Source organism: Acinetobacter sp. 25-47-122 (assembly GCF_056779695.1).
Genome location: NZ_JBWYIJ010000004.1, coordinates 34,150 through 55,622, shown reverse-complemented (window position 1 = coordinate 55,622; position 21,473 = coordinate 34,150). Strand labels below are relative to the sequence as shown.

General features: G+C 36.8%; 22 protein-coding genes, 3 tRNA genes and 1 pseudogene. 15 read left to right on the top strand and 11 right to left on the bottom strand.

Features of this window, described 5'->3' with window-relative positions; all coding sequences use genetic code 11:
• Positions 1-98: 98 nt before the first annotated feature.
• Positions 99-470, bottom strand: coding sequence for a hypothetical protein (locus AC1M9P_RS04720; RefSeq protein ID WP_180028470.1), 372 nt, complete (start codon positions 468-470; stop codon positions 99-101).
• A 172-nt stretch (positions 471-642) separates the two neighbouring features.
• Positions 643-1,317, bottom strand: coding sequence for a thiaminase II (gene tenA / locus AC1M9P_RS04715; RefSeq protein ID WP_481586851.1), 675 nt, complete (start codon positions 1,315-1,317; stop codon positions 643-645).
• Positions 1,318-1,633: 316 nt separating this feature from the next.
• On the opposite strand from tenA, the gene AC1M9P_RS04710 reads away from it, so the two are divergent.
• From AC1M9P_RS04710 to AC1M9P_RS04695, 4 genes are all read left to right on the top strand, one after another.
• Positions 1,634-2,719, top strand: a complete 1,086-nt coding sequence (locus AC1M9P_RS04710) for a DUF475 domain-containing protein (protein WP_179999088.1) — start codon at positions 1,634-1,636, stop codon at positions 2,717-2,719.
• A 172-nt stretch (positions 2,720-2,891) separates the two neighbouring features.
• Complete coding sequence (locus tag AC1M9P_RS04705) at positions 2,892-4,256, top strand: MFS transporter (protein WP_481586850.1); 1,365 nt, start codon at positions 2,892-2,894, stop codon at positions 4,254-4,256.
• Positions 4,257-4,307: 51 nt separating this feature from the next.
• Positions 4,308-4,877 (top strand): single-stranded DNA-binding protein, encoded by a 570-nt coding sequence (ssb, locus tag AC1M9P_RS04700; RefSeq protein ID WP_481586849.1) that lies wholly within the window; start codon positions 4,308-4,310, stop codon positions 4,875-4,877.
• Positions 4,878-5,042: 165 nt separating this feature from the next.
• Entirely contained in the window at positions 5,043-5,447 is a 405-nt protein-coding gene (locus tag AC1M9P_RS04695) for a hypothetical protein (RefSeq protein ID WP_481586848.1), read from the top strand.
• 122 nt (positions 5,448-5,569) lie between these two features.
• Here the strand turns inward: AC1M9P_RS04695 and AC1M9P_RS04690 are convergent, their stop codons facing one another.
• From AC1M9P_RS04690 to kynU, 4 genes are all read right to left on the bottom strand, one after another.
• A complete protein-coding gene (locus AC1M9P_RS04690; RefSeq protein WP_481586847.1) occupies positions 5,570-6,730 on the bottom strand; it encodes a porin in 1,161 nt (386 codons plus the stop codon).
• A 65-nt stretch (positions 6,731-6,795) separates the two neighbouring features.
• Positions 6,796-7,548 carry an alpha/beta hydrolase gene (locus tag AC1M9P_RS04685; protein WP_481586960.1) on the bottom strand — a complete coding sequence of 251 codons (753 nt, stop codon included), beginning with the start codon at positions 7,546-7,548 and terminating at the stop codon, positions 6,796-6,798.
• Between the two features lie 14 nt (positions 7,549-7,562).
• Entirely contained in the window at positions 7,563-8,963 is a 1,401-nt protein-coding gene (locus tag AC1M9P_RS04680) for an amino acid permease (RefSeq protein ID WP_180028467.1), read from the bottom strand.
• A gap of 40 nt (positions 8,964-9,003) precedes the next feature.
• Positions 9,004-10,257: a kynureninase gene (gene kynU / locus AC1M9P_RS04675; RefSeq protein ID WP_481586846.1), complete on the bottom strand. Its 1,254-nt coding sequence runs from the start codon at positions 10,255-10,257 to the stop codon at positions 9,004-9,006.
• Between the two features lie 141 nt (positions 10,258-10,398).
• Between kynU and gigD the strand changes: the two genes are divergently transcribed.
• The 8 genes and pseudogenes from gigD (at position 10,399) to ahpC (ending at position 15,050) form a co-directional block, all read left to right on the top strand.
• Complete coding sequence (gene gigD, locus AC1M9P_RS04670; RefSeq protein ID WP_481586845.1) at positions 10,399-10,851, top strand: Lrp/AsnC family transcriptional regulator GigD; 453 nt, start codon at positions 10,399-10,401, stop codon at positions 10,849-10,851.
• A gap of 514 nt (positions 10,852-11,365) precedes the next feature.
• A tRNA-Met gene (locus AC1M9P_RS04665) sits at positions 11,366-11,442 on the top strand.
• A gap of 241 nt (positions 11,443-11,683) precedes the next feature.
• The gene (locus tag AC1M9P_RS04660; protein WP_035267602.1) at positions 11,684-11,896 is read left to right on the top strand and encodes a cold-shock protein; all 213 of its coding nucleotides are present in this window, start codon (positions 11,684-11,686) and stop codon (positions 11,894-11,896) included.
• Positions 11,893-12,093 carry a hypothetical protein gene (locus AC1M9P_RS04655; protein ID WP_092766478.1) on the top strand — a complete coding sequence of 67 codons (201 nt, stop codon included), beginning with the start codon at positions 11,893-11,895 and terminating at the stop codon, positions 12,091-12,093. The genes AC1M9P_RS04660 and AC1M9P_RS04655 overlap by 4 nt, the downstream gene beginning before the upstream one ends.
• Positions 12,094-12,438: 345 nt before the next feature.
• Positions 12,439-12,660, top strand: coding sequence for a hypothetical protein (locus tag AC1M9P_RS04650; RefSeq protein WP_035267598.1), 222 nt, complete (start codon positions 12,439-12,441; stop codon positions 12,658-12,660).
• A gap of 365 nt (positions 12,661-13,025) precedes the next feature.
• A pseudogene (locus AC1M9P_RS04645) lies at positions 13,026-13,459 on the top strand (uroporphyrinogen decarboxylase/cobalamine-independent methonine synthase family protein); the annotation flags it as partial.
• Between the two features lie 112 nt (positions 13,460-13,571).
• Complete coding sequence (locus AC1M9P_RS04640) at positions 13,572-14,066, top strand: flavin reductase family protein (RefSeq protein WP_481586844.1); 495 nt, start codon at positions 13,572-13,574, stop codon at positions 14,064-14,066.
• A 420-nt stretch (positions 14,067-14,486) separates the two neighbouring features.
• Positions 14,487-15,050, top strand: coding sequence for an alkyl hydroperoxide reductase subunit C (ahpC, locus tag AC1M9P_RS04635; RefSeq protein ID WP_035267594.1), 564 nt, complete (start codon positions 14,487-14,489; stop codon positions 15,048-15,050).
• 45 nt (positions 15,051-15,095) lie between these two features.
• On the opposite strand, the gene AC1M9P_RS04630 is transcribed toward ahpC, so the two are convergent.
• Both AC1M9P_RS04630 and ycaC read right to left on the bottom strand, forming a co-directional pair.
• Positions 15,096-16,019: a LysR substrate-binding domain-containing protein gene (locus tag AC1M9P_RS04630; protein ID WP_035267593.1), complete on the bottom strand. Its 924-nt coding sequence runs from the start codon at positions 16,017-16,019 to the stop codon at positions 15,096-15,098.
• Positions 16,020-16,141: 122 nt separating this feature from the next.
• The gene (ycaC, locus tag AC1M9P_RS04625; RefSeq protein ID WP_035267592.1) at positions 16,142-16,768 is read right to left on the bottom strand and encodes an isochorismate family cysteine hydrolase YcaC; all 627 of its coding nucleotides are present in this window, start codon (positions 16,766-16,768) and stop codon (positions 16,142-16,144) included.
• A gap of 300 nt (positions 16,769-17,068) precedes the next feature.
• Here ycaC and AC1M9P_RS04620 point away from each other — a divergent pair, with 300 nt between their 5' ends.
• From AC1M9P_RS04620 to AC1M9P_RS04610, 3 genes are all read left to right on the top strand, one after another.
• Positions 17,069-17,935, top strand: coding sequence for a pirin family protein (locus tag AC1M9P_RS04620; protein ID WP_481586843.1), 867 nt, complete (start codon positions 17,069-17,071; stop codon positions 17,933-17,935).
• 448 nt (positions 17,936-18,383) lie between these two features.
• Positions 18,384-19,682: an FAD-dependent oxidoreductase gene (locus AC1M9P_RS04615; protein WP_035267588.1), complete on the top strand. Its 1,299-nt coding sequence runs from the start codon at positions 18,384-18,386 to the stop codon at positions 19,680-19,682.
• An 8-nt stretch (positions 19,683-19,690) separates the two neighbouring features.
• A complete protein-coding gene (locus AC1M9P_RS04610) occupies positions 19,691-20,530 on the top strand; it encodes a methyltransferase domain-containing protein (RefSeq protein ID WP_481586842.1) in 840 nt (279 codons plus the stop codon).
• Positions 20,531-20,579: 49 nt separating this feature from the next.
• Here AC1M9P_RS04610 and AC1M9P_RS04605 read toward each other — a convergent pair.
• The 3 genes from AC1M9P_RS04605 to AC1M9P_RS04595 all read right to left on the bottom strand — a co-directional run bounded on the left by AC1M9P_RS04605 (position 20,580) and on the right by AC1M9P_RS04595 (position 21,357).
• Positions 20,580-20,655 (bottom strand) — tRNA-Thr (locus tag AC1M9P_RS04605).
• Positions 20,656-20,832: 177 nt separating this feature from the next.
• The gene (locus AC1M9P_RS04600; protein ID WP_035267585.1) at positions 20,833-21,060 is read right to left on the bottom strand and encodes a hypothetical protein; all 228 of its coding nucleotides are present in this window, start codon (positions 21,058-21,060) and stop codon (positions 20,833-20,835) included.
• Between the two features lie 206 nt (positions 21,061-21,266).
• A tRNA-Ser gene (locus AC1M9P_RS04595) sits at positions 21,267-21,357 on the bottom strand.
• Positions 21,358-21,473 lie beyond the last annotated feature (116 nt).

Sequence of the window (21,473 nt, the reverse complement as noted above, 5' to 3'; positions counted from 1 at the left end):
GATTTTAAATAGATGAACAAGACAGAATCAATTCACAAATTTGATGTCATGATGAGCCATAGGATGTTAAATATAAGTGAATTTCGGGTGAATATTGATCAGCAAGCACGTGAATAGTGACGTTCGAAAATAGAGTCCACCTGTTCAAAACATATATGTCTTTCAATAGCATGATGTTGACGTGCGTAAAAATTTACTTCTTTTTCTAAGTGTTGAAGAAAATCGTTATATTCGGCTTCGAAATGTTGTAAATCTAGAAAATCAAAACGTATAGAGCTTGAACAAGAGTATTGAGCAATGAAGTCGAGCATTAAATTTTGAATATGATGATTGGTAAAATAAATGAGATATGTGGCAGCAGATCCACAGTGTGTACAGCCTTTTTCTAAATAAACTTCTTCATTATTTAACCAACAGCATTGTAAAGTGAAATATGCACGGATTGCTTCTGTTCCCAGTGAATGTTGCATAGAAAACCTCAAGTAAATTTTATTTATGATAATGAGAATTATTATCAATAGTAATTGTGCTTGAAGTTTGCTTTAAAATCCAGTTTTAAATCCATTTAAATCGAAATGAGCCTGAAAGTCGGCAATGCAGTTTAGATCACCGACCTTTAATTTGGTTATGCAGGTGATAGCATCATGAGTGATCTAGGCTTAACCATTGACGTTGATGATAAGCACTATCCCAGAATAAATATTCGAGTTCAGCTCCCCGTGTGTAAGCTTGATGCATTTTTTCAATGGTATGTTGATCGCTTTCTGCCGCAACTCGGTCAATAATTTCAATGACTTTGCGTACTTCTTCGTTGAAATGCTCGCCAGCATAAGTGTCAATCCACGCTTGATAAGGATTATTTGCAATATTACGTTTAAGAATGTCTTTGCCCACTTCCGCATAAATCCAATAGCACGGCAGTAATGAAGCTAAAACGACAGGATAACTCTCTGACCATGCAGTAGCTGTCAGAAATGAGGTGTAATGATGGCAAGCAGCAGTCAAAGGTGTATTTTCAAAATCAGCTTTAGTGATGCCAAATTCGTGCATAAAACCATTGTGCAGTTCACGCTCAACCACAATTGCTTCATTAGCGCCTTGCGTAAATTGAATAATGGCATCGGAGTCATATGCTTTAGCACCACAAATAGCCAATGCACGACCATAGGCAACTAGGTAATGCGCATCCTGGATGACGTAATGGCAAAAAACTTCTCGATCGAGTGTTCCAAGCGCCAGTTCTTGGTTAAAAGGGAGTGCTAATGTTTTTTGATATAAATCGTAGTTTCGTTGCCAAACGGCTTCTGAAAAACGCATAAATCCATCCTGAATAAAATTATCTCTAGGTATCATCTAAGATCATATCAATTTGTCGTTACAAAACTAGCTTGAGCGATACATCATCTTCAACAAAAAAATCATACGAAGAACTTTGGATAAATTTTGAAAACTCGTCATAATTAGCACAGTTTAATTGAGTGTCTTTTAGCGCTAGAAATCAGACATTCAATTTATAGAATTTTTACAAATCACTAAGCACAGACTTCGTTTAATAATCGTCATATAAAAACTCTAAGTTTATGTTTTGTAAAATTTTTATTGATTCACATCATTTTTATAAGGTCGCTAGATTATGTGGAAACATTTTGGTTTCTCTATCGTATTCACGATCGTGTGTCTTGCGCTGTCTGCCTATTGGGGTTATACCCATGGTCCAGAAGCTGGCCTCAAGACCATGTTCACCGTACTGACCATCACTGCAATTTTAGCTGTGATGGAAGTTTCACTTTCTTTTGATAATGCTGTCGTGAATGCTTCAGTGCTTCGTCATTGGGATCACTTTTGGAAAATGCTTTTCCTGACTGTGGGTATTCTCATTGCAGTATTTGGTATGCGTTTAATCTTCCCAATTGTGATCGTCGCGGTCACAGCGGATATGGGTATGATGGAAGTTGTCAATTTGGCATTAAATGACCCTAAAGAATATTCGGCACGACTGATGAATCATCATCCTGAAATTGCAGCATTTGGTGGTGCATTCTTATTGATGGTATTCCTTAACTTTTTCTTGGATGATGGCAAAGACACGCATTGGTTCAAATGGATTGAGCGTCGTTTAGCGAAATTGGCATCTGTACCTGCACTATCTGTATTTGTTGCTTTGGTGGCTTTACTGATCATGGCAGCTAATGTTGATGAAGCTAAACGCTTAGTCGTGACTATGGCGGGTATCTGGGGCATCGTCATTTATATTGGCGTACAAGTACTGAGTCATTTGCTGGGTGGTGAGCCTGAAATTGATGAAAATGGTAATGCAATTGGTCACGATAGTAATGGTGTGCCAACAGGCGTAGTCAAAGCAGGTATCGGCGGGTTCTTGTATTTAGAAGTATTGGATGCATCATTTAGTTTTGACGGTGTGATTGGTGCTTTTGCGATTACCTCAGATGTTGTGGTGATTATGTTAGGTCTTGCGATTGGTGCAATCTTTGTTCGTTCGATTACCATCTATCTCGTTGAAAAAGGCACTTTAGATGCTTACATCTATTTAGAACATGGTGCGCACTATGCAATTGGTGCATTGGCTTTCATTATGATTGCGAGTGGTACAGGTGTACATGTTCCTGAAGTGGTAACAGGTCTGATTGGTGTAGCATTTATTGTTTGGGCAGTGATTGCATCTATTCAATATAAAAAACGTCAAGCGCTACAAGGCTAGATGAACACATCAAAAAAAGCACAGCACAAGCTGTGCTTTTTTTGCTTAAGGCATTTGTTCTAGGGAAAACAGATGGTGTTGATCTTTATTTCAAATAAAATTCATGCCTGTTCATCAGCCGAATATTCTATAATCAAAGTAGACATAGAAATCACGCGATAACCTAAATTTTATGATGAATGCCTTAGAACGCCGTTCCACATTTGCATTGAGCAGCATTTTTGCATTGCGAATGTTAGGTTTGTTTATGATTGTCCCGGTCTTTTCTGTTGCGGGACAGGCTTATGAATATGCAACACCTGCTTTGATTGGTTTGGCCGTAGGTGTGTATGGTTTGACTCAGGCAATACTACAAATTCCTTTTAGTTTGATTGCAGACCGTTATAGCCGAAAGCCGCTGATCGTATTGGGTTTATTGCTGTTTGCCTTGGGTGGTGCAATCGCCGCAATGTCAGACACAATCTATGGTGTGATTATAGGGCGTGCAATAGCTGGGGGTGGAGCTGTCTCTGCTGTCGTCATGGCGTTATTGGCAGATGTTACGCGTGAAGAAAATCGTATGAAAGCGATGGCAATGATGGGGATGAGTATTGGTCTCTCTTTCGTAATTGCATTTAGTTTAGGGCCATGGTTGACCAGCGTGGTGGGTATTTCAGGCTTATTCTGGGTCACCACGCTCATGGGATTACTTGCCATTGCAATGCTATTTCTTGTTCCCAAAACAACACGTCATCATAAAAATTTTCAGCAAGGTTATCTCACTCAGCTAAAACAAGTTTTGAAAATGGGCGATTTAAATCGCTTACATGTTTCTGTGTTTGCTTTGCATTTATTGCTGACGGCGATGTTCATCTATGTGCCTTCTCAATTGATTGACTTTGCAGATATTCCTTTAGCTCAGCATGGTTTGATCTATCTTCCCTTATTGGTAATCAGTTTATTTTTTGCTTTTCCTAGTATCATTCTTGCTGAAAAATATCGAAAAATGCGAGGTATTTTTCTGACTGCGATTGCTGGGATCATCGCCGGTTTGATCGTGATGATTTTTGGATTTGAATCGAAATACATTTTGTTGCTTGGTTTAGGTCTTTTCTTTATTGCCTTTAATGTGATGGAAGCACTACTGCCATCTTGGTTATCGAAGGCAGCACCTATCCAATCCAAAGCGACAGCAATGGGTGTGAATGCCAGTGGTCAATTCTTAGGTGCTTTTTTTGGCGGTATATTGGGTGGTCAATTGCTGATGTTAAATAACACTGCTCTAGGCTGGGGTGTACTGACAGGAATTGCCATTCTTTGGCTGTTGATTAGTTTTGGGTTAAAGCAGCCACGTTATTTATCATCACTGATTTTGAGTTTGCCCAAAGTCCAAGAAACAGATGAATGGACTTCTCAATTACTGGCAATTCGTGGTATTGAAGAGGTCGTGGTAATGACTGATCAACAAGTGGTCTATGTCAAAGTTGATAAGCAGCAGTTAGACGAAACTGCGCGACAACATTTAACGCACTTGTTGGGTAAAGAGGTAGCCATTTAATCATAACTCTTATAAAGTAAAACATAGAATCGAATAGGAAGATTAGAGCACATGCGCGGCGTGAATAAAGTTATTTTAGTTGGTACTTTAGGTAAAGATCCTGAGACAAAAACATTTCCCAATGGTGGTTCATTAACGCAGTTTTCAATTGCAACAAGTGAATCTTGGACAGATAAAAACTCAGGTGAACGCAAAGAACAAACAGAATGGCACCGTATCGTCTTACATAATCGTTTAGGTGAAATTGCACAGCAATATTTACGTAAAGGTTCAAAAGTTTATATTGAAGGCTCTTTACGTACCCGTCAGTGGACAGACCAAAATGGTCAAGAGCGTTATACGACAGAAATCCGTGGCGAACAAATGCAGATGTTAGATTCTAATAATCGTCAGCAAGGTGATAATCAAGGTGATGGTGGTTATCAGCAACCTCGTTTCAATAATAATAACCAAGGTGGTTATGGGAACCAAGCGCCTGCTCAAGGTGGTTATGGTAATCAGGCGCCTCAAGGCAACTATGGCAATGTTAATCAAGGTTTCCAATCACCTAAACCTCAGCAGCAGCCGGTAAAGCCTATGGCGACAGCACCGTCTGATTTAGATGATGATTTACCGTTCTGAATCATATACCTAATTAATTTGTTAATTTATTTGAAGTGTAATCGTTTTAAATATATTTAAAATTAATTATTTAAATAGTTAAAAACCCTTTGTATAACAAAGGGTTTTTTGTTTTTATGGTGATATAGTAAAACGTTTGTTCATAGTTGAATTAGGGATAGTTGAATGAAAGACGGGATTATATTTTTAACTTGTGTGCTGTGTAGCAGCATGAGCTTAGCACAATCACCACAATGGACCATGTTTGATCGGGATGATGGGGGCTGGTCTTATATTGATAAAACGACCATTAAATCACTCAATCAAGCCCCTCATATTTTTGAAATTGATTATAAATATGTGTATGAGCATGGCGTACCCTCATTAAACATCAAACCCAAGGGCTACATACAAGCCGTTCATCAAATTGATTGTCAAAATAAAGCCAGAGCCTATGTCAAAAGTCAGCGTTTTACGCCGCAAGGTAAAGCCGTAGATGATAATAATTCATTCGATACGATTTATTTTGAACCCATGTCAATGCAACTTCCTAAAAATATTAAGTTAATTGAGATGTTCTGCATTAAATAAAATTTAGTAAAGACTTTGTATAACGCTACAACTTATTGAGATTTGATGCGAATCCATGAGTGATCATTCAAAGCCTTTTTAAATAACAAGGCTTTGAAGGATAGTTTACCTAAAATTAGAATTTACCATTCATAACGTAAACGGAATAAATGCATATTAGGGGTTTGAAACGTATCATGTGTATATAAACGTTCATAATCAAATCCAAAACCATGGTTAAATCTAGCTGCTATACCAACACCGAGATCTCGGCGTTTAAATTCGGAGCCACTGGTATATTCAAGTTGATTTCCCATGATATAGGGCTGAATGAATTTGATACCGTATTCTTCAATCTTGAAGTGCTGTCCCGCATAAAATTCAACCCCATAAGCCTCAGTATTCAGCAATGATTGGAGTTGAATATCGCTCGATTCACTGTAAGCATCAAAATTTGGAACTAGATTTTTATACCAACCAATGCCAAAGCTGAGCATCCATTTTCCATCAAAATAAAATAATGAACTTGCCCAAATTTCTTGCTTTAAATTATGTTTATCTTGTTGATTATTCAGACTGGCATCGTTGTATTTCCATGAGGTCGCCCAACTTAAATTTTTATTTAAATGCACATCAACTGCCAATTCAGCGCCATTTTTGCGTTGATATTGCACATCCGTATCTGCGACCGTCGTATTATCCTTGAATAAATAGCTGGCATATAAGTCTGCTTTACCCGTTTTAAACTCGTACCTTAAGGTTTTATGAGCTGCTTGCGTACCATCTGTATAAGCGACAGGGCTCCACGTTTGGGGCTGAGCCAAGGTTGAGTAATTCCATAGGTCAGTTTTGGCACCTACAATGTCGTAATAAATACTATAGATTTTTCCAAATTTAACGGTACCGTATTCTGAATCACGCAGACCAATATACGCCTGTTCGGTGGTGATGTTTTCATCAGAGGAACGGTAATGACCGTCCCAATCCAGCATCTTGGGAAGATTGATATAGTTTTGATAGCCTGCAATTAAATGCAAACGTTCATTCCATGCATAATCAGCATTGGCATACATACGGCTATTTGAGCTATAACCATCTCTGCGATATTTCTGATTTTCGTTAGATTGATCGTAATGATCGAAATTTAAAGCTTGTAGACGAATACTACCAGACGTAGTAAGTTTTAAACGATCTGATTTACTCACAATTTGCTGTTCATCTATGAGTGTTATCTCGGCAAATGTAAGATTTGACAAAATAAAGGTGCAGGAAAGGAATAGCTTGTAAAAGCATGGTTTTGACATAGTAACATCCATGTGACTAGATATGAATTAAGCTGGTGATTCAGCTGATTAAAGCTGAGCAGAAATTAGGTGGTCATTATCGATTGAAAATATCGTTCCAAAATGGAATAGTGGTTGGTGCCTGCAAAACTCAAGAGATGCGTGAATTCAGGCTCTAGTTGCTGCCGAAATTGATAATATTTTTGGCTTTGCCATTTCAGTTCTGGTAACTCATCGAGTCCATACACAATCGTACAGGGCTTCGCAAAGTGCGTAGAATGTTCAACTGGACTTAAGTTTTTAATGTCTAGCTCAGATAAATTTAAAGCCTTGTTTAAATGCGTTTCTTGAATCGGTTTTAGGTCATAGATACCACTGAGTAATATCGCTGAACAAATCAAGGGATGATCTAAATTTAAAGCAGCCAAATGGGCACCGGCAGAATGTCCAACCACAATGACATTGGGGCTGATCCAATTTTGTTTTTGGATATAATCGAGCGCTTTGCGAATTTGTAGATTTATCAGATTTAAACTACTTTGAGGCGCTAAATCATATTCAATCAAAACACATTGAGCATTTTGCTTTAAAACAAATTCAGCAACAAAGGCAAAATCCCTTTTTTCACACCATTGCCAATAACCACCATGTATAAAAATAATAGTAGTATTGGTGGCAACAGGTGTGGGGAAAAAATCCAGTGTAGATCTTCTCTGAAAGTCGTACTGTAAATCGGCAATATGATGGTGTTGCATATAAGTCGCTTGGCTCATTTTTTTAAAATCAGATAAGATCTGATTTTCATCCACCACAGTTTTCGAGTTGTCATAGAGCATTATTTACAGCTCCTTTACTAGGCTTGTTCATTTTCAGTTAATTGATGCTTTAAGGATGATTTCTTCATTTGATAGAAAATGATTAACATCACGATAAAAGGCACGCCAAACTGGAGAGTTGATTTAAATTCTTGCGTAAACCATGTGGTAAGCGTGATTGCAAGAATGGCAAACAAACCAATAAAGGAAATATAACGACTACCAGGAATGCTGTATTTGAGGTGGATATTATTTTTTGCCAAGTTCTTTCTAAAGAAGTAGTGTGTGGCAAAGATCGCCCCCCAAGTAAATAAAGCTCCAAACATGGACAGTGCAATCATGATTGGAAATGCTGATTCGGGATTAATGCTATATACAATACTCGCCACGGCAATACCTGTTGCCGAAAGTAGCAAGGCATTGATGGGCACCCCATTTTTACGAATTTTACCAAACAGCTTAGGTGCATCTCCTGAACGTGACAAACTGAATAACATACGCGTTGAGATATATAACATGCTGTTCATTGCGGACAGTGCTGCCACAATCACAATGAAGTTTAAAATATGATCAGCAAAAGGAATGCCGACAATTTGCATAACAGACACGAAAGGACTGGTTGCACCTGGTGCTATCAATTGAGTCCATGGAACGAGAGTGACAATTAAACTCAGCGATAGTAAATAAAATAGAAATAAGCGAATCGCAGTGCTTTTGAAAGCGTATTTAACTGCTTTTTCAGGATCATTGGCTTCACCTGCAGCAACCGCGATCATTTCGATACTGAGATAACTAAAAATAGAAATAATGACACCAATCCAAACACCTTTAAATCCATTTGGCATAAAGCCATCATGTGCAGTGAGATTGTGAGTTAGCGCTTGATGAGGATTTGGATCTTGCGTCAAAATACCTATTGCCAACAGAATAAACACAATGATGGCAAACACTTTGATCGTCGAAAACCAATATTCAACTAAGCCAAATGCTTTGACACTATAAGCATTTACTGCGAGAAGTACGGTTGAAAAAAACACGATCCAAATACCTGAACCGACATGAGGAAACCAAAGTTTCATATAGTCAGCCACGGCGGTAATTTCTGTGCCTACAGCCAACACGATACATGCCCAGTAGCTATAACGAACTAAGAAACCAGAAAGTGGATTTATATAATGTTCAGCGTAAGCACCAAACGAGCCTGAAGTGGGGTGTTGTACAGTCATTTCTGCCAAGCAAGCCATTAGTGCAAAAGCAATTAATCCGCCGATCGCATAGCTTAGAATGACAGCAGGTCCTGCAAAACTAATGGCAAATTTACTACCCATGAATAGACCAGTGCCAATGGCACCGCCTATTGCAATCATGCCCATTTGTTTAGCGGTTAATTTTTTATGTAATCCTGCTTCGCGTGTTTGAATTTTATCGAAGTTACTCATAAGCCCTCCTGGCCATGGTGATGTAAAGTGAGTAACTGAATTAAGTTACTTGACCTCGCACCGAATATTTTTCATTTTTCCATTCTTCATTCAGCATCACTTGTTTAAGATGTTGAACAGCATGCCAAATGTCTTCATGGCTTAGGTACAAAGGTGTGACCCCAAATCTGAGCACGGCTGGCTCTCGGTAATCTCCAATCACACCACGCGCAACAAGCGCTTGGACAATGGCATAGCCGTGTTCATGGCAATAACTCACATGACTACCGCGCTGTAAATGATCGATTGGTGTAATTAACTCAAAACCAAATTCAGCACATTCCTGTTCAACCAATTGAATAAAGAGATCCGTTAAATTTAGAGATTTTTCTCGGATCTTTTGCATGTCAGTTTTTAAGAACACATCTAAACCACATTCGATCAAACTCATGGACAAAATACTTTGTGTGCCACATAAAAAACGACGAATGCCTTGAGCTGGCTCGTAGTGATCAGCCATATCGAAAGGACGTTGATGACCCCACCATCCTGAAAGAGGTTGCCAAAATTTATTTTGGTGTTTTGCATTTACCCAGATTAGAGCAGGAGAACCTGGTCCACCATTAAGGTATTTATATGTGCAACTTACGGCAAAATCACTTTGGGTCTTGTTTAAATCGATTGGAACAGCGCCTGCAGAGTGGCATAGATCCCAGATGACCAAAGCGTTATGTTGATGAATCGTTTGGTTGACCTGTTCCATGTCATAGAAATAGCCTGAGCGGTAATTGATATGTGACAACACCACAACTGCCGTTTGATGGGCTTTCAGAGTGGTTTCTAATTCATCAGGATGTTCGATTAAAACCAGTTGGTAGCCTTTTTGAACAAGGTCAATATAACCTTCAATAATATAGAGGTCAGTCGGGAAGACGTCCTTTTCCGCAATAATCGCTTTACGTTCAGGAGCGATTTCAGCTTGGATTTTGACAGCAGCAGAGAGCGCTTTAAACAGATTGAGTGTGGTTGAGTCAGAGATCACCGTTTCGCCTGGATTTGCCCCAATGAGCTGAGCCACCTTATCACCTAACCGAGTCGATAATCCCCACCAATCCGCTTTGTTCCAGCTATTGATGAGATCTTCTCCCCACTCTTGACTCACCACTTCGTGAGCACGTGTTAAAGCAGATTTAGGGCGTGCCCCAAGGGAATTTCCATCTAAATAAATGGTGTTCTCAGGTAAAGCAAATTCATTCTTTAAGTAGCTTAGTTTGTCTTGAGCATCCCATGCTTTGCATTGATCTAAGGTAATCATTTTTAACCTAACTTAGTCCGTGTTATTTCATTCGATTTTATCACGGCATTTTTTCATATTTATCCGATAATTATGCTTGAAATTGTTCTAAAACTGGATAGTATTCGAATTAAATATAAAAAATCAGGATGATATTTAGGAATGAATTTAGACCTCATTGATCATAAAATTTTAAGACTATTACAACAAAATGCACGACTAAGTCATCAAGAATTGGCAGATTTAGTGAATCTCTCTGCTTCAGCATGTCATCGACGTGTCAAAATTTTAGAAAACAATGGAGTCATCGAAAAATACCAAGCAAAAATTAATTATGAAAAATTGGGTATTGAAGTTGAGGCGATTGTTGAGATTAAACTCAATCAGCTGACAGAATCAGATCATCAGCACTTTCTGAGTCAGATTCGTAATTTTGATGAAGTGATCAATGCTTTTATCATTACAGGGGATTCGAATTACGTTCTCTTTGTGGCCACCAAAGATTTGAATGGGTTTTCCCAGTTTATTATTAATAAGTTAAACAAAATTAAAGGCATAGCCAACATTAATTCTAAAATTATTCTTGAGAAAGTGATCGAGAAGACCTTCATGTGATCATTAATTTTTTATGAAAAAAAGTGAATCCGTATTTTAAAATCAACCTCGAATTGATTTTACAAGCGATATTTTTTTATGAGTTAAAACACATAAAACTGCTATTATAGTTCATCTTTTTTTTTAAATAATTCTATGAACGAACATTACAAATATATATACACTAAATTTAGTTTTTTTGGTTCATTACCTACATATAAGGTGTTTCTGAATGAACAAAATAAGATCGTAAAATGGGTCTTTGCTGATAACTCTTTTATCTATGGGTATATATCTGATTGGGCATTGAATCATTCTGGTTTAGATGTGGGAAAGGCTACTTGGGCTGAAGAGTCGACATTATTACTAAATAATGAAAAATCTAAACTCAATTTGTATAGGTCTTTACATCAAAAATTTAAAACAGAATTATCTGAGTAATTTATCTAGTAACGATAATGATTTTATAGTTTTAGATAAAAAAATTATTTAGATTGCTATATATCTCAAATTAGCGTACAAATACACTTGTTGATGCGGGATGGAGCAGTCTGGTAGCTCGTCGGGCTCATAACCCGAAGGTCGTTGGTTCAAATCCAGCTCCCGCTACCAATTAAAAACTAATTTAAAAGTTTACAACCTAATTGCGGTCGATCTGTAGTTAGGTTTTTTTATTAAAGAAAATTAAATCAATAAATCAATTAAATATGTGTTATATTGGTTTTCTAGAATTATAATTTTATTGTTTACTAATTTTATTTTGATCTGATATTAATTACATCTTTCATTCTATTAAAAGTCTATCTTCAAAATTATTTTCTAATTATTCATTACATAATATAGGAAATAAATGATGTCTAATTTAACAACTGGTACAGTTAAGTGGTTCAACGAAACTAAGGGTTTCGGATTTATCGCTGTAGATAATGGTCAAGATGTATTTGCTCATTTTAGTGAAATTCGAGCAAATGGTTTCAAGAATCTAGTCGAAGGACAGCGAGTTCAATTTGTTGTGCAACAAGGTCAGCGTGGCTTACAAGCAAGTGATATTGTAGCTATTTCATGAATACCTCATTAATTGAGGTGAAAGATCAGTTTGAAGTTAAATATGCAGTGATAGGTACATTTAATACTTCGCAGCATGCTTCGAACTTATCTCAAATAAATATTAAATTTATCACTGTTGATAATGAAAATATAAGACCTAGTTTTGATTTAAATTTTCATAGTTTAAATACTGGTAAAATTTACCAGCTCATTTAAATATTAAAATTAAACCATAAAATATTTTTTATGGTATAATCGTTGTTGATCGAATCCGTAAGCGAAACGGAAGTGTTTAGATAGAACTTAGAATTGCGTATTCTCAATTTATAGATTTTAATATCTATGATATCTAAACAGTTAACGCAGAGCATGAACTCGCACCATGCCGATCTTAGAAGTCCACAATCTCATTGTGGGCTTTTTATAATTAAATACATGCTAATGTAAAATTGTAATTTGAATTATAGGCTTGAGCCTCTTCGATATTAGAATCCATACTCTCGATTTAAATATTTAATATTATTTTTAATTTTACATGAGCTCATTAATGAGTAAGTGAAAATGAATATCTCTAATGGCTGGACTACAGCAAAAGCAGTGAATGGTGAAACCATTCGAATTAACATTATCCCATTTCATAAAGTTCAAAATACGATGAGAGGGCAAATTCTTGTAGAAGTTTCTAAACAAGTTGAAGTCGAATCAGGTGAAGTATTTGAAATAAACTTAGATGGCCGATCTTTTTTCTTGGGATTTAATAATCTATATAAGATTATGATTTAAAAATATTTTTCATAAATGATGCTATTTTTAGTAGTAAAACCTTTAAAGATCATCAAGATAAATTTAAGAAAGCGATACAAAATCACAGACTCTGGTCTCGAGAGGATATAGTAGCAAGTATCCCAGCATAAAAATAAGAGAAGCCTAGATTCACTATCTAGGCTCTTTTTTTAGGTAGTCATGATAGGTTTATTGATCGAATTATTTTGATTGGTCTTAAGTAAATATACCGTGAATAATCTGAGCACAGTTCATCATAGAGCTTTTAGACTCGTAATTCGAGCGACGTTAGATCGCTACTTGATTTATTTCTATTTATGACCCTGAGTAATTTGATACAAAGTTAATTTTGATTTGTCTAGAGAATTGCTATTCTTGAGCTAGCGCTTGAAAATTTGAAATGAGAAGCCGCCATACATATTTGTAAAAGTAATTCTATGAAAGATAATAAAAATGGGAAACGAACTTTGAGTAATGAACGGCGTCCTTTTGAAACGTCACTCCCGATACTACAAAAATCTAAGTTGGGGCATCATTTCTTTAGAGTGCAAAACTCACATATATCCATGGATCTTATTGAACTGATTCGTGGAAGATAGTCATAATCGGTGTAATCGATGTGGCAACCAATCAAATTGAAACACTTGACGAAGTGGTGAACACTTTGCGTAAAGTTTTGCAATTTGTCGATGCTGATAAGCTATACCCTTCAACCAACTGTGAAATGATACCACTGTCTCGTCACGTGGGACGTGACAAACTTGAAGCCTTAAGTACGGGTTCAGCGATCTTAAACTAAGAAGTTAGTGCTTTAGCTGAGTTTATTTTCTACATTCAAGATGGATCATCTGTGCAATCACCTATATCCTAGGTTCGCACGAGTTTAGCAATTTATATTTGAGAAGAGAAAAATGGTTGAAGCTTCAGACTACAGAAACGCAATGTCTTTATTAACCACTGCAGTCAATATTATTACAACAGCTGGTGAAACAGGACAGCATGGTTTCACGGCTTCTGCTGTATGTAGCGTTACTGATTCACCTGCTACGCTTTTGGTGTGTATGAATCAATCATCCCGATCTCATCAGTATTTTATTGAGAACAAAGTTTTATCTGTCAATGTGCTCAGTTCTCAACATGAGTCTCTTTCAAATGCTTTTGCATCGAGTCAATTGAGTGCAGAACAACGTTTTGGATTAGCCCAATGGGGTAAATTGAAAACAGGTTGCCCGGTCTTAAAGGACGCTTTAGTCAGTTTTGATTGTGAGATTGAGCAAATTCAACAAGTGGGCACACACAGTATTTTTATTTGCCGAGTTGTAGCTATTCAACAAAGCTCGCAAGAGGAAAGTCTTGTCTATTTTAATCGATCTTATCATCAGGTGAGTGCAGAAGAGGAAGTTTAATGAGCTAGAGCAGCAAGATTTTCAATCGTTTCTTATAATGATTATAGAAATAGATCAGCGTTTGATTAATGATCTTGGGAAAGATGGTGAATCGTAAGCCTCGAACAGTGAGCTTTCATAGTGTGAGGTTAAACCCAATGGATATTACTCGAATCGTTTATGGTCATACAGAGTGAATGATCTTTCTCTTTGGGATGAAAAAAGAAAAGTATTATTTTCAAAAATTTGAAACCAATTAAATAAGTTTTAAAAAAAAATCAGTGTTTTATATTTAATTTATTCTCTTAAAGAAATATATTAACTTTTAAATCTGGAAATTCGATTGTTTTTATAAATACTTTCGGTTTTACCAATCCAATCATCTTTTGTATTCTCTATTTCAACGAAGCAACACTCTCACAAAGAAATAGAGGAAAACACATGAGTTTAATCAATACTGAAGTCAAACCATTCAATGCAACTGCTTATCAAAATGGTGAGTTCATTGAAGTTTCTGAGCAAGATTTTAAAGGTAAATGGTCTGTTGTCTTTTTCTATCCTGCAGATTTTACATTTGTATGTCCAACAGAATTAGGCGATCTTGCTGATAACTATGCTGAATTCCAAAAGTTAGGTGTAGAAATTTATGGTGTATCTACAGATACTCATTTCACACATAAAGCTTGGCATGATACTTCAGATGTGATTGGTAAAATTCAGTATCCACTTATTGGTGACCCAACGTGGACATTGTCTAAAAACTTTGATGTATTGATTGAATCTGAAGGTTTGGCAGATCGTGGTACATTTGTAATTGATCCTGAAGGAAAAATTCAAATTGTAGAGATTAATGCAGGTGGTATTGGTCGTGATGCTCAAGAACTTCTTCGCAAAGTGAAAGCGGCTCAATATGTTCATGCCCACCCAGGCGAAGTATGTCCTGCGAAATGGAAAGAAGGTGATGCTACACTTGCACCATCAATCGATCTTGTAGGTAAGATCTAAATTAAGTTGAAAAGTAAAGAACCAGCACGATGTGCTGGTTTTTTATTAAGAGGCATAACCTTCTTGATTTTGTGCTGCTTGTCGTAAACCTTCAACCAAGTGGTCGATGAGTTTTTCCATCACGAGTCGTTGTCCTTTACGTGATGCATAAACGAGTTGCACAGTCCCTATATTTGAGCACCAGTCAGGTAAGATGTGTATAAGCCGTCCTGCTGCCAAATCCTTTTGCACTGTAAGATAAGGTAGATCTGCAATACCTAATCCATCCATCACTGAATAATACACACCAGCCAAATCATTACTTTTAATACGTGGTTGTAATGGAATTTCAATGAGATCATGCCCTTCAATTCGGTGCAAATTCCATTGATAGTGTGTTTTTTGAGTTCCTAAAACAATTGTTGGAAAATCATTGATTTCAGTTGGATATTCTAAAACGCGACCCTGTAAAAGCTCAGGGGTTGCCACTAAACAATGAGTGGTTTTGATGACATCACGAACCACGATGGTGGAGTCTTCATTGGCAGAAAAATTAGTTCTGATCGCCAAGTCAATATCATCGTGCAATACATCTACGCGTCGGCTGGTTAATTCCATCTCGACTTGAACTTTTGGATAGCGCTTCAAAAAATCATTGAGTAAAGAGCGAATTTGATAACGCATCATTACGGGTGGGCAACTAATTTTAACTAGACCCTGAGGTTCACTTTTCTGTTTAAGTAAAACATTATGAGCGCAATCAACTTGGTTGATTACTTTTTCACATTCTTGAAAAAATTCTTGACCTAAAGGCGTTACTTTGAAATGGCGAGTAGAACGTTGAATGAGTGTGACATTAAATTTTGCTTCGAGTTCTAAAATACGTCGACTAAGCTTTGATTTAGTTATATTTGACGCGTCACTAGCAGCACTGAAACCGCCGTATTTAACGACCAAATAAAAATAGTAATAGTCATCAAATGAATGCAATTTTCACCTCGACGCCTGATCCGATAAAGTTTAAGCATAGGTTAAACTAAGCCGTTCAAGAAATCATCTTGGGTTTTGAATATGGTAAAAAAAAGCGACCCAAAGGTCGCTTTTATTAAATATTATTTTTTAGTGGTGTTCTTTACATAGCTAACCATTAAGTTTTTATAGTCAGGAATATGCTCACCGAATAAAGCACCTAAACCTTCGATATCATTACGCCAGTCACGATGTAACTCACCTGCAGCACCAAACCATGTCATAAGTTGAGCACCTGCTTGAGACATGCGGTTCCATGCAGCATCGCGCGTAATTTGGTTGAATGTACCAGATGCATCAGTAATCACGAATACATCAAAGTCTTCAGCAAGAGCTGAAAGTGTAGGGAATGCAACACATACTTCAGTCACAACACCAGCGATGATCAGTTGTTTTTTACCTGTCGCTTTAACAGCATTTACAAAATCTTCGTTATCCCAAGCATTGATTTGACCTGGACGCGCGATATATGGAGCATCAGGGAACATTTCAACTAATTCTGGAACGAGTGGACCATTAGGACCATCTTCAAAACTTGTTGTTAAAATTGTCGGCAAGTTAAAGTATTTTGCTGCTGCTGCGAGTGCTAAAACATTGTTTTTAAACTTATCAGGATCGATATCACGTACAAGAGAAAGAAGACCTGTTTGGTGATCGACTAAAAGCACTACTGCATTATCTTTATCTAAACGAACGTAAGGTTTGCCCATTATTATTAGCCTCTATGATGTTAGTAAGTGTGAATACGTATCAATGAACTCGTATTCAGTCACCAGTTATATTAGACTGAAAATGAGATAAATTTGTGACCATTTTTAGGATAATTAGTCTTATTAATAGGAATATTGTAATTATAAATTTCAAATTTCAGTGAATAGTCACATTTATGAATTAATTTAGATTGTTATAATCATAAAAATAGGAATCTGTGTGGCAGTAAAGCTCTTTTTATTTTCTGTGCAAAGTCTAAAATGAGCGCATGTTCATCCTATCGAATATAGGAGTAAAAGATGAAAAGAGTAATTGGGGTTTATCGTAACCAACATACACATTGGGTTGGTGATGGTCTGCCAGTGCGTAACTTATTTTCTTATGATCGGTTAGGTCAAGCACTTAGTCCTTTTTTGTTATTAGATTATGGTGCACCACATCACTTTGAGCCAACGACACGTCAGTTAGGTGTTGGTTCACATCCTCATCGCGGATTTGAAACAGTGACTATCGCCTACCAAGGTGGTTTAGCACATAAGGATTCCAGTGGTGGTGGTGTTATCGAGGCAGGAGATGTGCAATGGATGACTGCTGGGGCCGGATTGGTTCACGAAGAGTTTCATTCTCCTGAATTTGCTCAAAAAGGTGGAATTCTTGAAATGGCACAGCTTTGGGTCAATCTACCAGCCAAAGATAAAATGACTCAACCACGTTATCAAGCGATCACATCTCATGATATTCCAACAATTACCATGGATGATGATGCTGGTCACATCCGTGTAATTGCGGGTGAGTTTGGTGGTCATTATGGTCCTGCTGAAACATTTACTCCAATAAATGTGTGGGATGGTCAGCTTAAAGCTGAGTATGAAACATTCATACATGTTCCTGTAGATCACAATGTATTGGTTGTAGTGTTGAATGGAGAACTCGTAATTAATGGGACTCAAAAAGTTCTAGACAGTTCAATTGTGATGTTTGCTCGTGATGGTGAGGCGGCAATTCAATTGCAAGCATATAAAGATACACAATTTTTAGTGCTTACAGGTGAGCCACTAAATGAGCCAATTCAAGGGCATGGACCATTCGTCATGAACACCAAAGAAGAAATCATTCAAGCTTTTCATGATTTCAATAATGGTAAATTTGGTGAAATTGCACGTTAATTGGAACGAGAAAAGCGGAAATATCATTTCCGCTTTTTTTGTGATCATCATTTTAAAAAAATAAAGGACCTCTATCCCACACAACAGAGGTCCTTATACGCTGTAATTTATATTTATTTTCTAGATCACATTCTATTTGTGCTTCTTATTAATGTGATGTAGTTCTCATTTTCAAAACAATGATAATGCATTTTTTTTAAGCTGTAAACTAAAAAATTAAATTATTGGTGAAAATATCTATTTTGTTTTTAAACATATTTTTTGATTTCTTAAAAAATACAAGTGTATTAAATATTTAGCGTATGACAAATAGTGTAGCAAGAATTTTACGCAAATTTATTTGATTAAAAATTAATCAAAAACAAATAAAATCTGGAAGTTTTTAATAGCAAGTTTCAAAGTGTTCTATCGCATAATTAAAAAAATTTTTAATGCTTGGATCATAATTTTGAAAATTGCAGTGATTGGAAGTGGTATGGCAGGGTTGGCAACTGCGAGAATTCTCAAGGATGCTGGTCACCAGATCACAGTTTTCGAGGCGCTTCCAGGGCGTGGTATGGATAGTTATAGTCTTGAGTATGAAGGTGGGATTATTGATTCGCCATTACGTGTCATGAATCCAATGCTCTGGAAAAATACATTGAGTCTTGCCACACATTTGGGTCTCAACACTTTTCCAGTACGTACATATATGTCATGTAGCTGGTTATTTGAAGATAAAATCGATACTTGGCTGACAACATCACGTTCACGCATAGGCAACTTTCCAATCATTAACAATCGAAAAGGATTAAAGCAATATGGCATCCGTTTAGTGAAAGGGATGTTACAACTTAGATCTGCATTGAAGCAGTTTTTTAAATCTAAGAATCAAGATATCACTTTAGATGAGTTCGTTAAATATAACCAAATAGAAGAGGTATTTTGGAATGGGGCAGTCATGCCTGTCCTATTTACCATTTGTACATGTGATGCAAAAACAATTGGTGAATGGCCAGCGAAACCATTGTTGATTTTCTTACGCCAACTGACGGATGGAGATGCACTTCTTCGAATTCAAGGTGGGACGCCAGCTTTCGTTGATAAATTGCTGGAAGATATCGATTTAAGAAGTGGGCAGCCTATTACTCGTGTACAAGAGCAGGGTGATTTAGTCTATGTGGAAAATGAAGCAGGTGAGTCTGACTTATTTGATCGCGTGATTGTCGCGACACCAACAACAAAAGTTCATGAGTTTTTAGATGCTGAACAGTTTGCGGATGATATTGCACTTCTCAAACAATTTAAGTTTGTTGATGGTGAATTGGTCATTCATACTGATTCAGTGGTAATGCCTGTGAAGCGTAAAGATTGGTGCGTATTGAGTTATATGATGGATCGTAAATTTACTAAACAGCATTTCACTGTTTGGCTGAATTCGATTGAGCCAACATTAGTGGGTAAATCTCCTGTTTTTCAAACTTGGAATCCAGTAATTGAGATTGATCCTAAAAAAGTAATACATAAAGTGAAACTCACTAGAGCTGTTGTAGACCGTCATACTCTACCACTAACGCATGAGTTGAGTGCTCGTCACCAACAACAAGGTCGTAAAGTATTTTATTGTGGCTCTTGGTCATGTGATGGATTACCAATTTTGGAGTCCGCGGTGACTTCAGCAATGGATATAGCAAAATTACTTGATGCGCCGTTACCATTTTTAGGTTTAAAGCCTAAGGTACAGGTTGCACCAGAGTTAGGATATTAAGGGATTGAATGAAGAAGCTCCAAGCATGGATGAAAGCACCTCAACATAAATACGCGATCAATGCAGTTTTATTGGGGGATCACCGTAATTGTGCTTGGAGTAATTTAGGTCTATGGCAAACTGACCAGCTGAATTATCCACAAGCCTGCGAGTTACTCGCAATAACCCTTGCTCAATCTATCGATTTAAATTCAAAAGATAAATTAATTGATTTAGGTTGTGGGCAAGGTGCTAGCTTAATTTTATGGAAAGAAAAATTTCAAATCGAATACTTGGAAGGAATTGAATTACAACAATATTATGTAAATCATACGCGTAAGTTTTTACCTCATGTCAATCGGATCTCGCAGGGAACATTTTTAAATTTAGAATCTAGATCATTTGAATTTAAATTTGATGCGGCAATTTGCATCGATGCTGCTTATCACAGTAATTTGAATTTATTTCTTCGTTCTGTAGATGGTATTTTGAATTCAAAAGGACGCTTAGCATTTCATTATCTTGCTTTGAATTCAAAGTTCTATACTTTGAGTCCTCTAGCGCAATTGAAAGTTAAATTATTATTAAAAGCAGCTGACGTTCAACTGAACCATTTGCACTCATTCGATGAAACACAATCAATCTTAGTGCAAACGGGTTTTAGAGATATACATATTCAAGATTTGAGTCGCGAGGTATTTGCAGGATTTGCAACGTATATTCAGAGTGATATTTTTAAAAAGAACATCCAAGCTCATTCGTATCACGTTTTAGATTTGGCAAAAATTAAGATGACAGCAAAGTTGTGTGCGAAACTTTATCAAGAGGGAATCGTACGGTATGTACAAGTGAGTGCAATAAAAAAATAAATCATCAAAAACAACAAAGCCTCACTAAAAAGCGAGGCTAAGTATAAAATGGTGCCGGCACACGGATTCGAACTGTGGACCTACTGATTACAAGTCAGTTGCTCTACCAACTGAGCTATGCCGGCAACGTGGAGAGAATAATAGCGTTTTTTCACTAAAACGCAAGTCAAAAATTAATCGATTAATTAAAATTGAGCAGGATGAATTGTTTTTGCTTTATTTTTGATCGTCTTTTCTCCTCATTTTATAGTGATGCCCGTCGTAGCGTGTACAGGCATCTTGAGAAAATTTTATAGGATCAGCTATTTGTTTTTTAGAATACGATCAAGGTCTTGTGCACACTCTTCAAGAGTATAAGCCATATCAAATTGCATTTGAGGTTTTAACTCTTGTGCTAATTTTCTCCATTGCTCAATTAATCTTAGCGCTTTTTGAATTTTGTGTTTATTCACATCTTTAGCGATAGTGGGTGTGTAGCCACCACGTTTTGCATTTTTAATTTGTTTTACATAGTTGGCGCTGTTATTCATATTATCTCCGGAATAGCAGGTTCTCTATTTTATAGGTGTGCAAAAATCATCTATTTGAATAACGTTGTTAGGTTGCTCAGCTCCTTAAGTATTGTTTTTATTAACTTAACATGATGTTGATGACAGTAAAATGAAGCGAGATACGTGCCAAAAGCGAAGTTTTAGGCGAAAAAAAACCGAATCATGAGATTCGGTTTTTTAAATTCTGGCGGTGAAAGAGGGATTCGAACCCTCGATACGCTATTAACGTATACACACTTTCCAGGCGTGCTCCTTCAGCCACTCGGACACTTCACCAAGGCGTGCGATGATAACTAAAAAAAAAGCAGATGCCAAGTTGAAACAATTGATTTAAAGAAAAAGTTTTTAGCCAGTGATATGATTGCCGAAAAATTCTGTCGAATGCATGAAGA

Coding starts and splice junctions, on each gene's coding strand:
- AC1M9P_RS04720 (WP_180028470.1), bottom strand. CDS start 470: ATGCAACATTCACTGGGAACAGAAGCAATCCGTGCATATTTCACTTTA.
- tenA (WP_481586851.1), bottom strand. CDS start 1,317: ATGCGTTTTTCAGAAGCCGTTTGGCAACGAAACTACGATTTATATCAA.
- AC1M9P_RS04710 (WP_179999088.1), top strand. CDS start 1,634: ATGTGGAAACATTTTGGTTTCTCTATCGTATTCACGATCGTGTGTCTT.
- AC1M9P_RS04705 (WP_481586850.1), top strand. CDS start 2,892: ATGATGAATGCCTTAGAACGCCGTTCCACATTTGCATTGAGCAGCATT.
- ssb (WP_481586849.1), top strand. CDS start 4,308: ATGCGCGGCGTGAATAAAGTTATTTTAGTTGGTACTTTAGGTAAAGAT.
- AC1M9P_RS04695 (WP_481586848.1), top strand. CDS start 5,043: ATGAAAGACGGGATTATATTTTTAACTTGTGTGCTGTGTAGCAGCATG.
- AC1M9P_RS04690 (WP_481586847.1), bottom strand. CDS start 6,730: ATGTCAAAACCATGCTTTTACAAGCTATTCCTTTCCTGCACCTTTATT.
- AC1M9P_RS04680 (WP_180028467.1), bottom strand. CDS start 8,963: ATGAGTAACTTCGATAAAATTCAAACACGCGAAGCAGGATTACATAAA.
- kynU (WP_481586846.1), bottom strand. CDS start 10,257: ATGATTACCTTAGATCAATGCAAAGCATGGGATGCTCAAGACAAACTA.
- gigD (WP_481586845.1), top strand. CDS start 10,399: ATGAATTTAGACCTCATTGATCATAAAATTTTAAGACTATTACAACAA.
- AC1M9P_RS04660 (WP_035267602.1), top strand. CDS start 11,684: ATGTCTAATTTAACAACTGGTACAGTTAAGTGGTTCAACGAAACTAAG.
- AC1M9P_RS04655 (WP_092766478.1), top strand. CDS start 11,893: ATGAATACCTCATTAATTGAGGTGAAAGATCAGTTTGAAGTTAAATAT.
- AC1M9P_RS04650 (WP_035267598.1), top strand. CDS start 12,439: ATGAATATCTCTAATGGCTGGACTACAGCAAAAGCAGTGAATGGTGAA.
- AC1M9P_RS04640 (WP_481586844.1), top strand. CDS start 13,572: ATGGTTGAAGCTTCAGACTACAGAAACGCAATGTCTTTATTAACCACT.
- ahpC (WP_035267594.1), top strand. CDS start 14,487: ATGAGTTTAATCAATACTGAAGTCAAACCATTCAATGCAACTGCTTAT.
- ycaC (WP_035267592.1), bottom strand. CDS start 16,768: ATGGGCAAACCTTACGTTCGTTTAGATAAAGATAATGCAGTAGTGCTT.
- AC1M9P_RS04620 (WP_481586843.1), top strand. CDS start 17,069: ATGAAAAGAGTAATTGGGGTTTATCGTAACCAACATACACATTGGGTT.
- AC1M9P_RS04610 (WP_481586842.1), top strand. CDS start 19,691: ATGAAGAAGCTCCAAGCATGGATGAAAGCACCTCAACATAAATACGCG.
- AC1M9P_RS04600 (WP_035267585.1), bottom strand. CDS start 21,060: ATGAATAACAGCGCCAACTATGTAAAACAAATTAAAAATGCAAAACGT.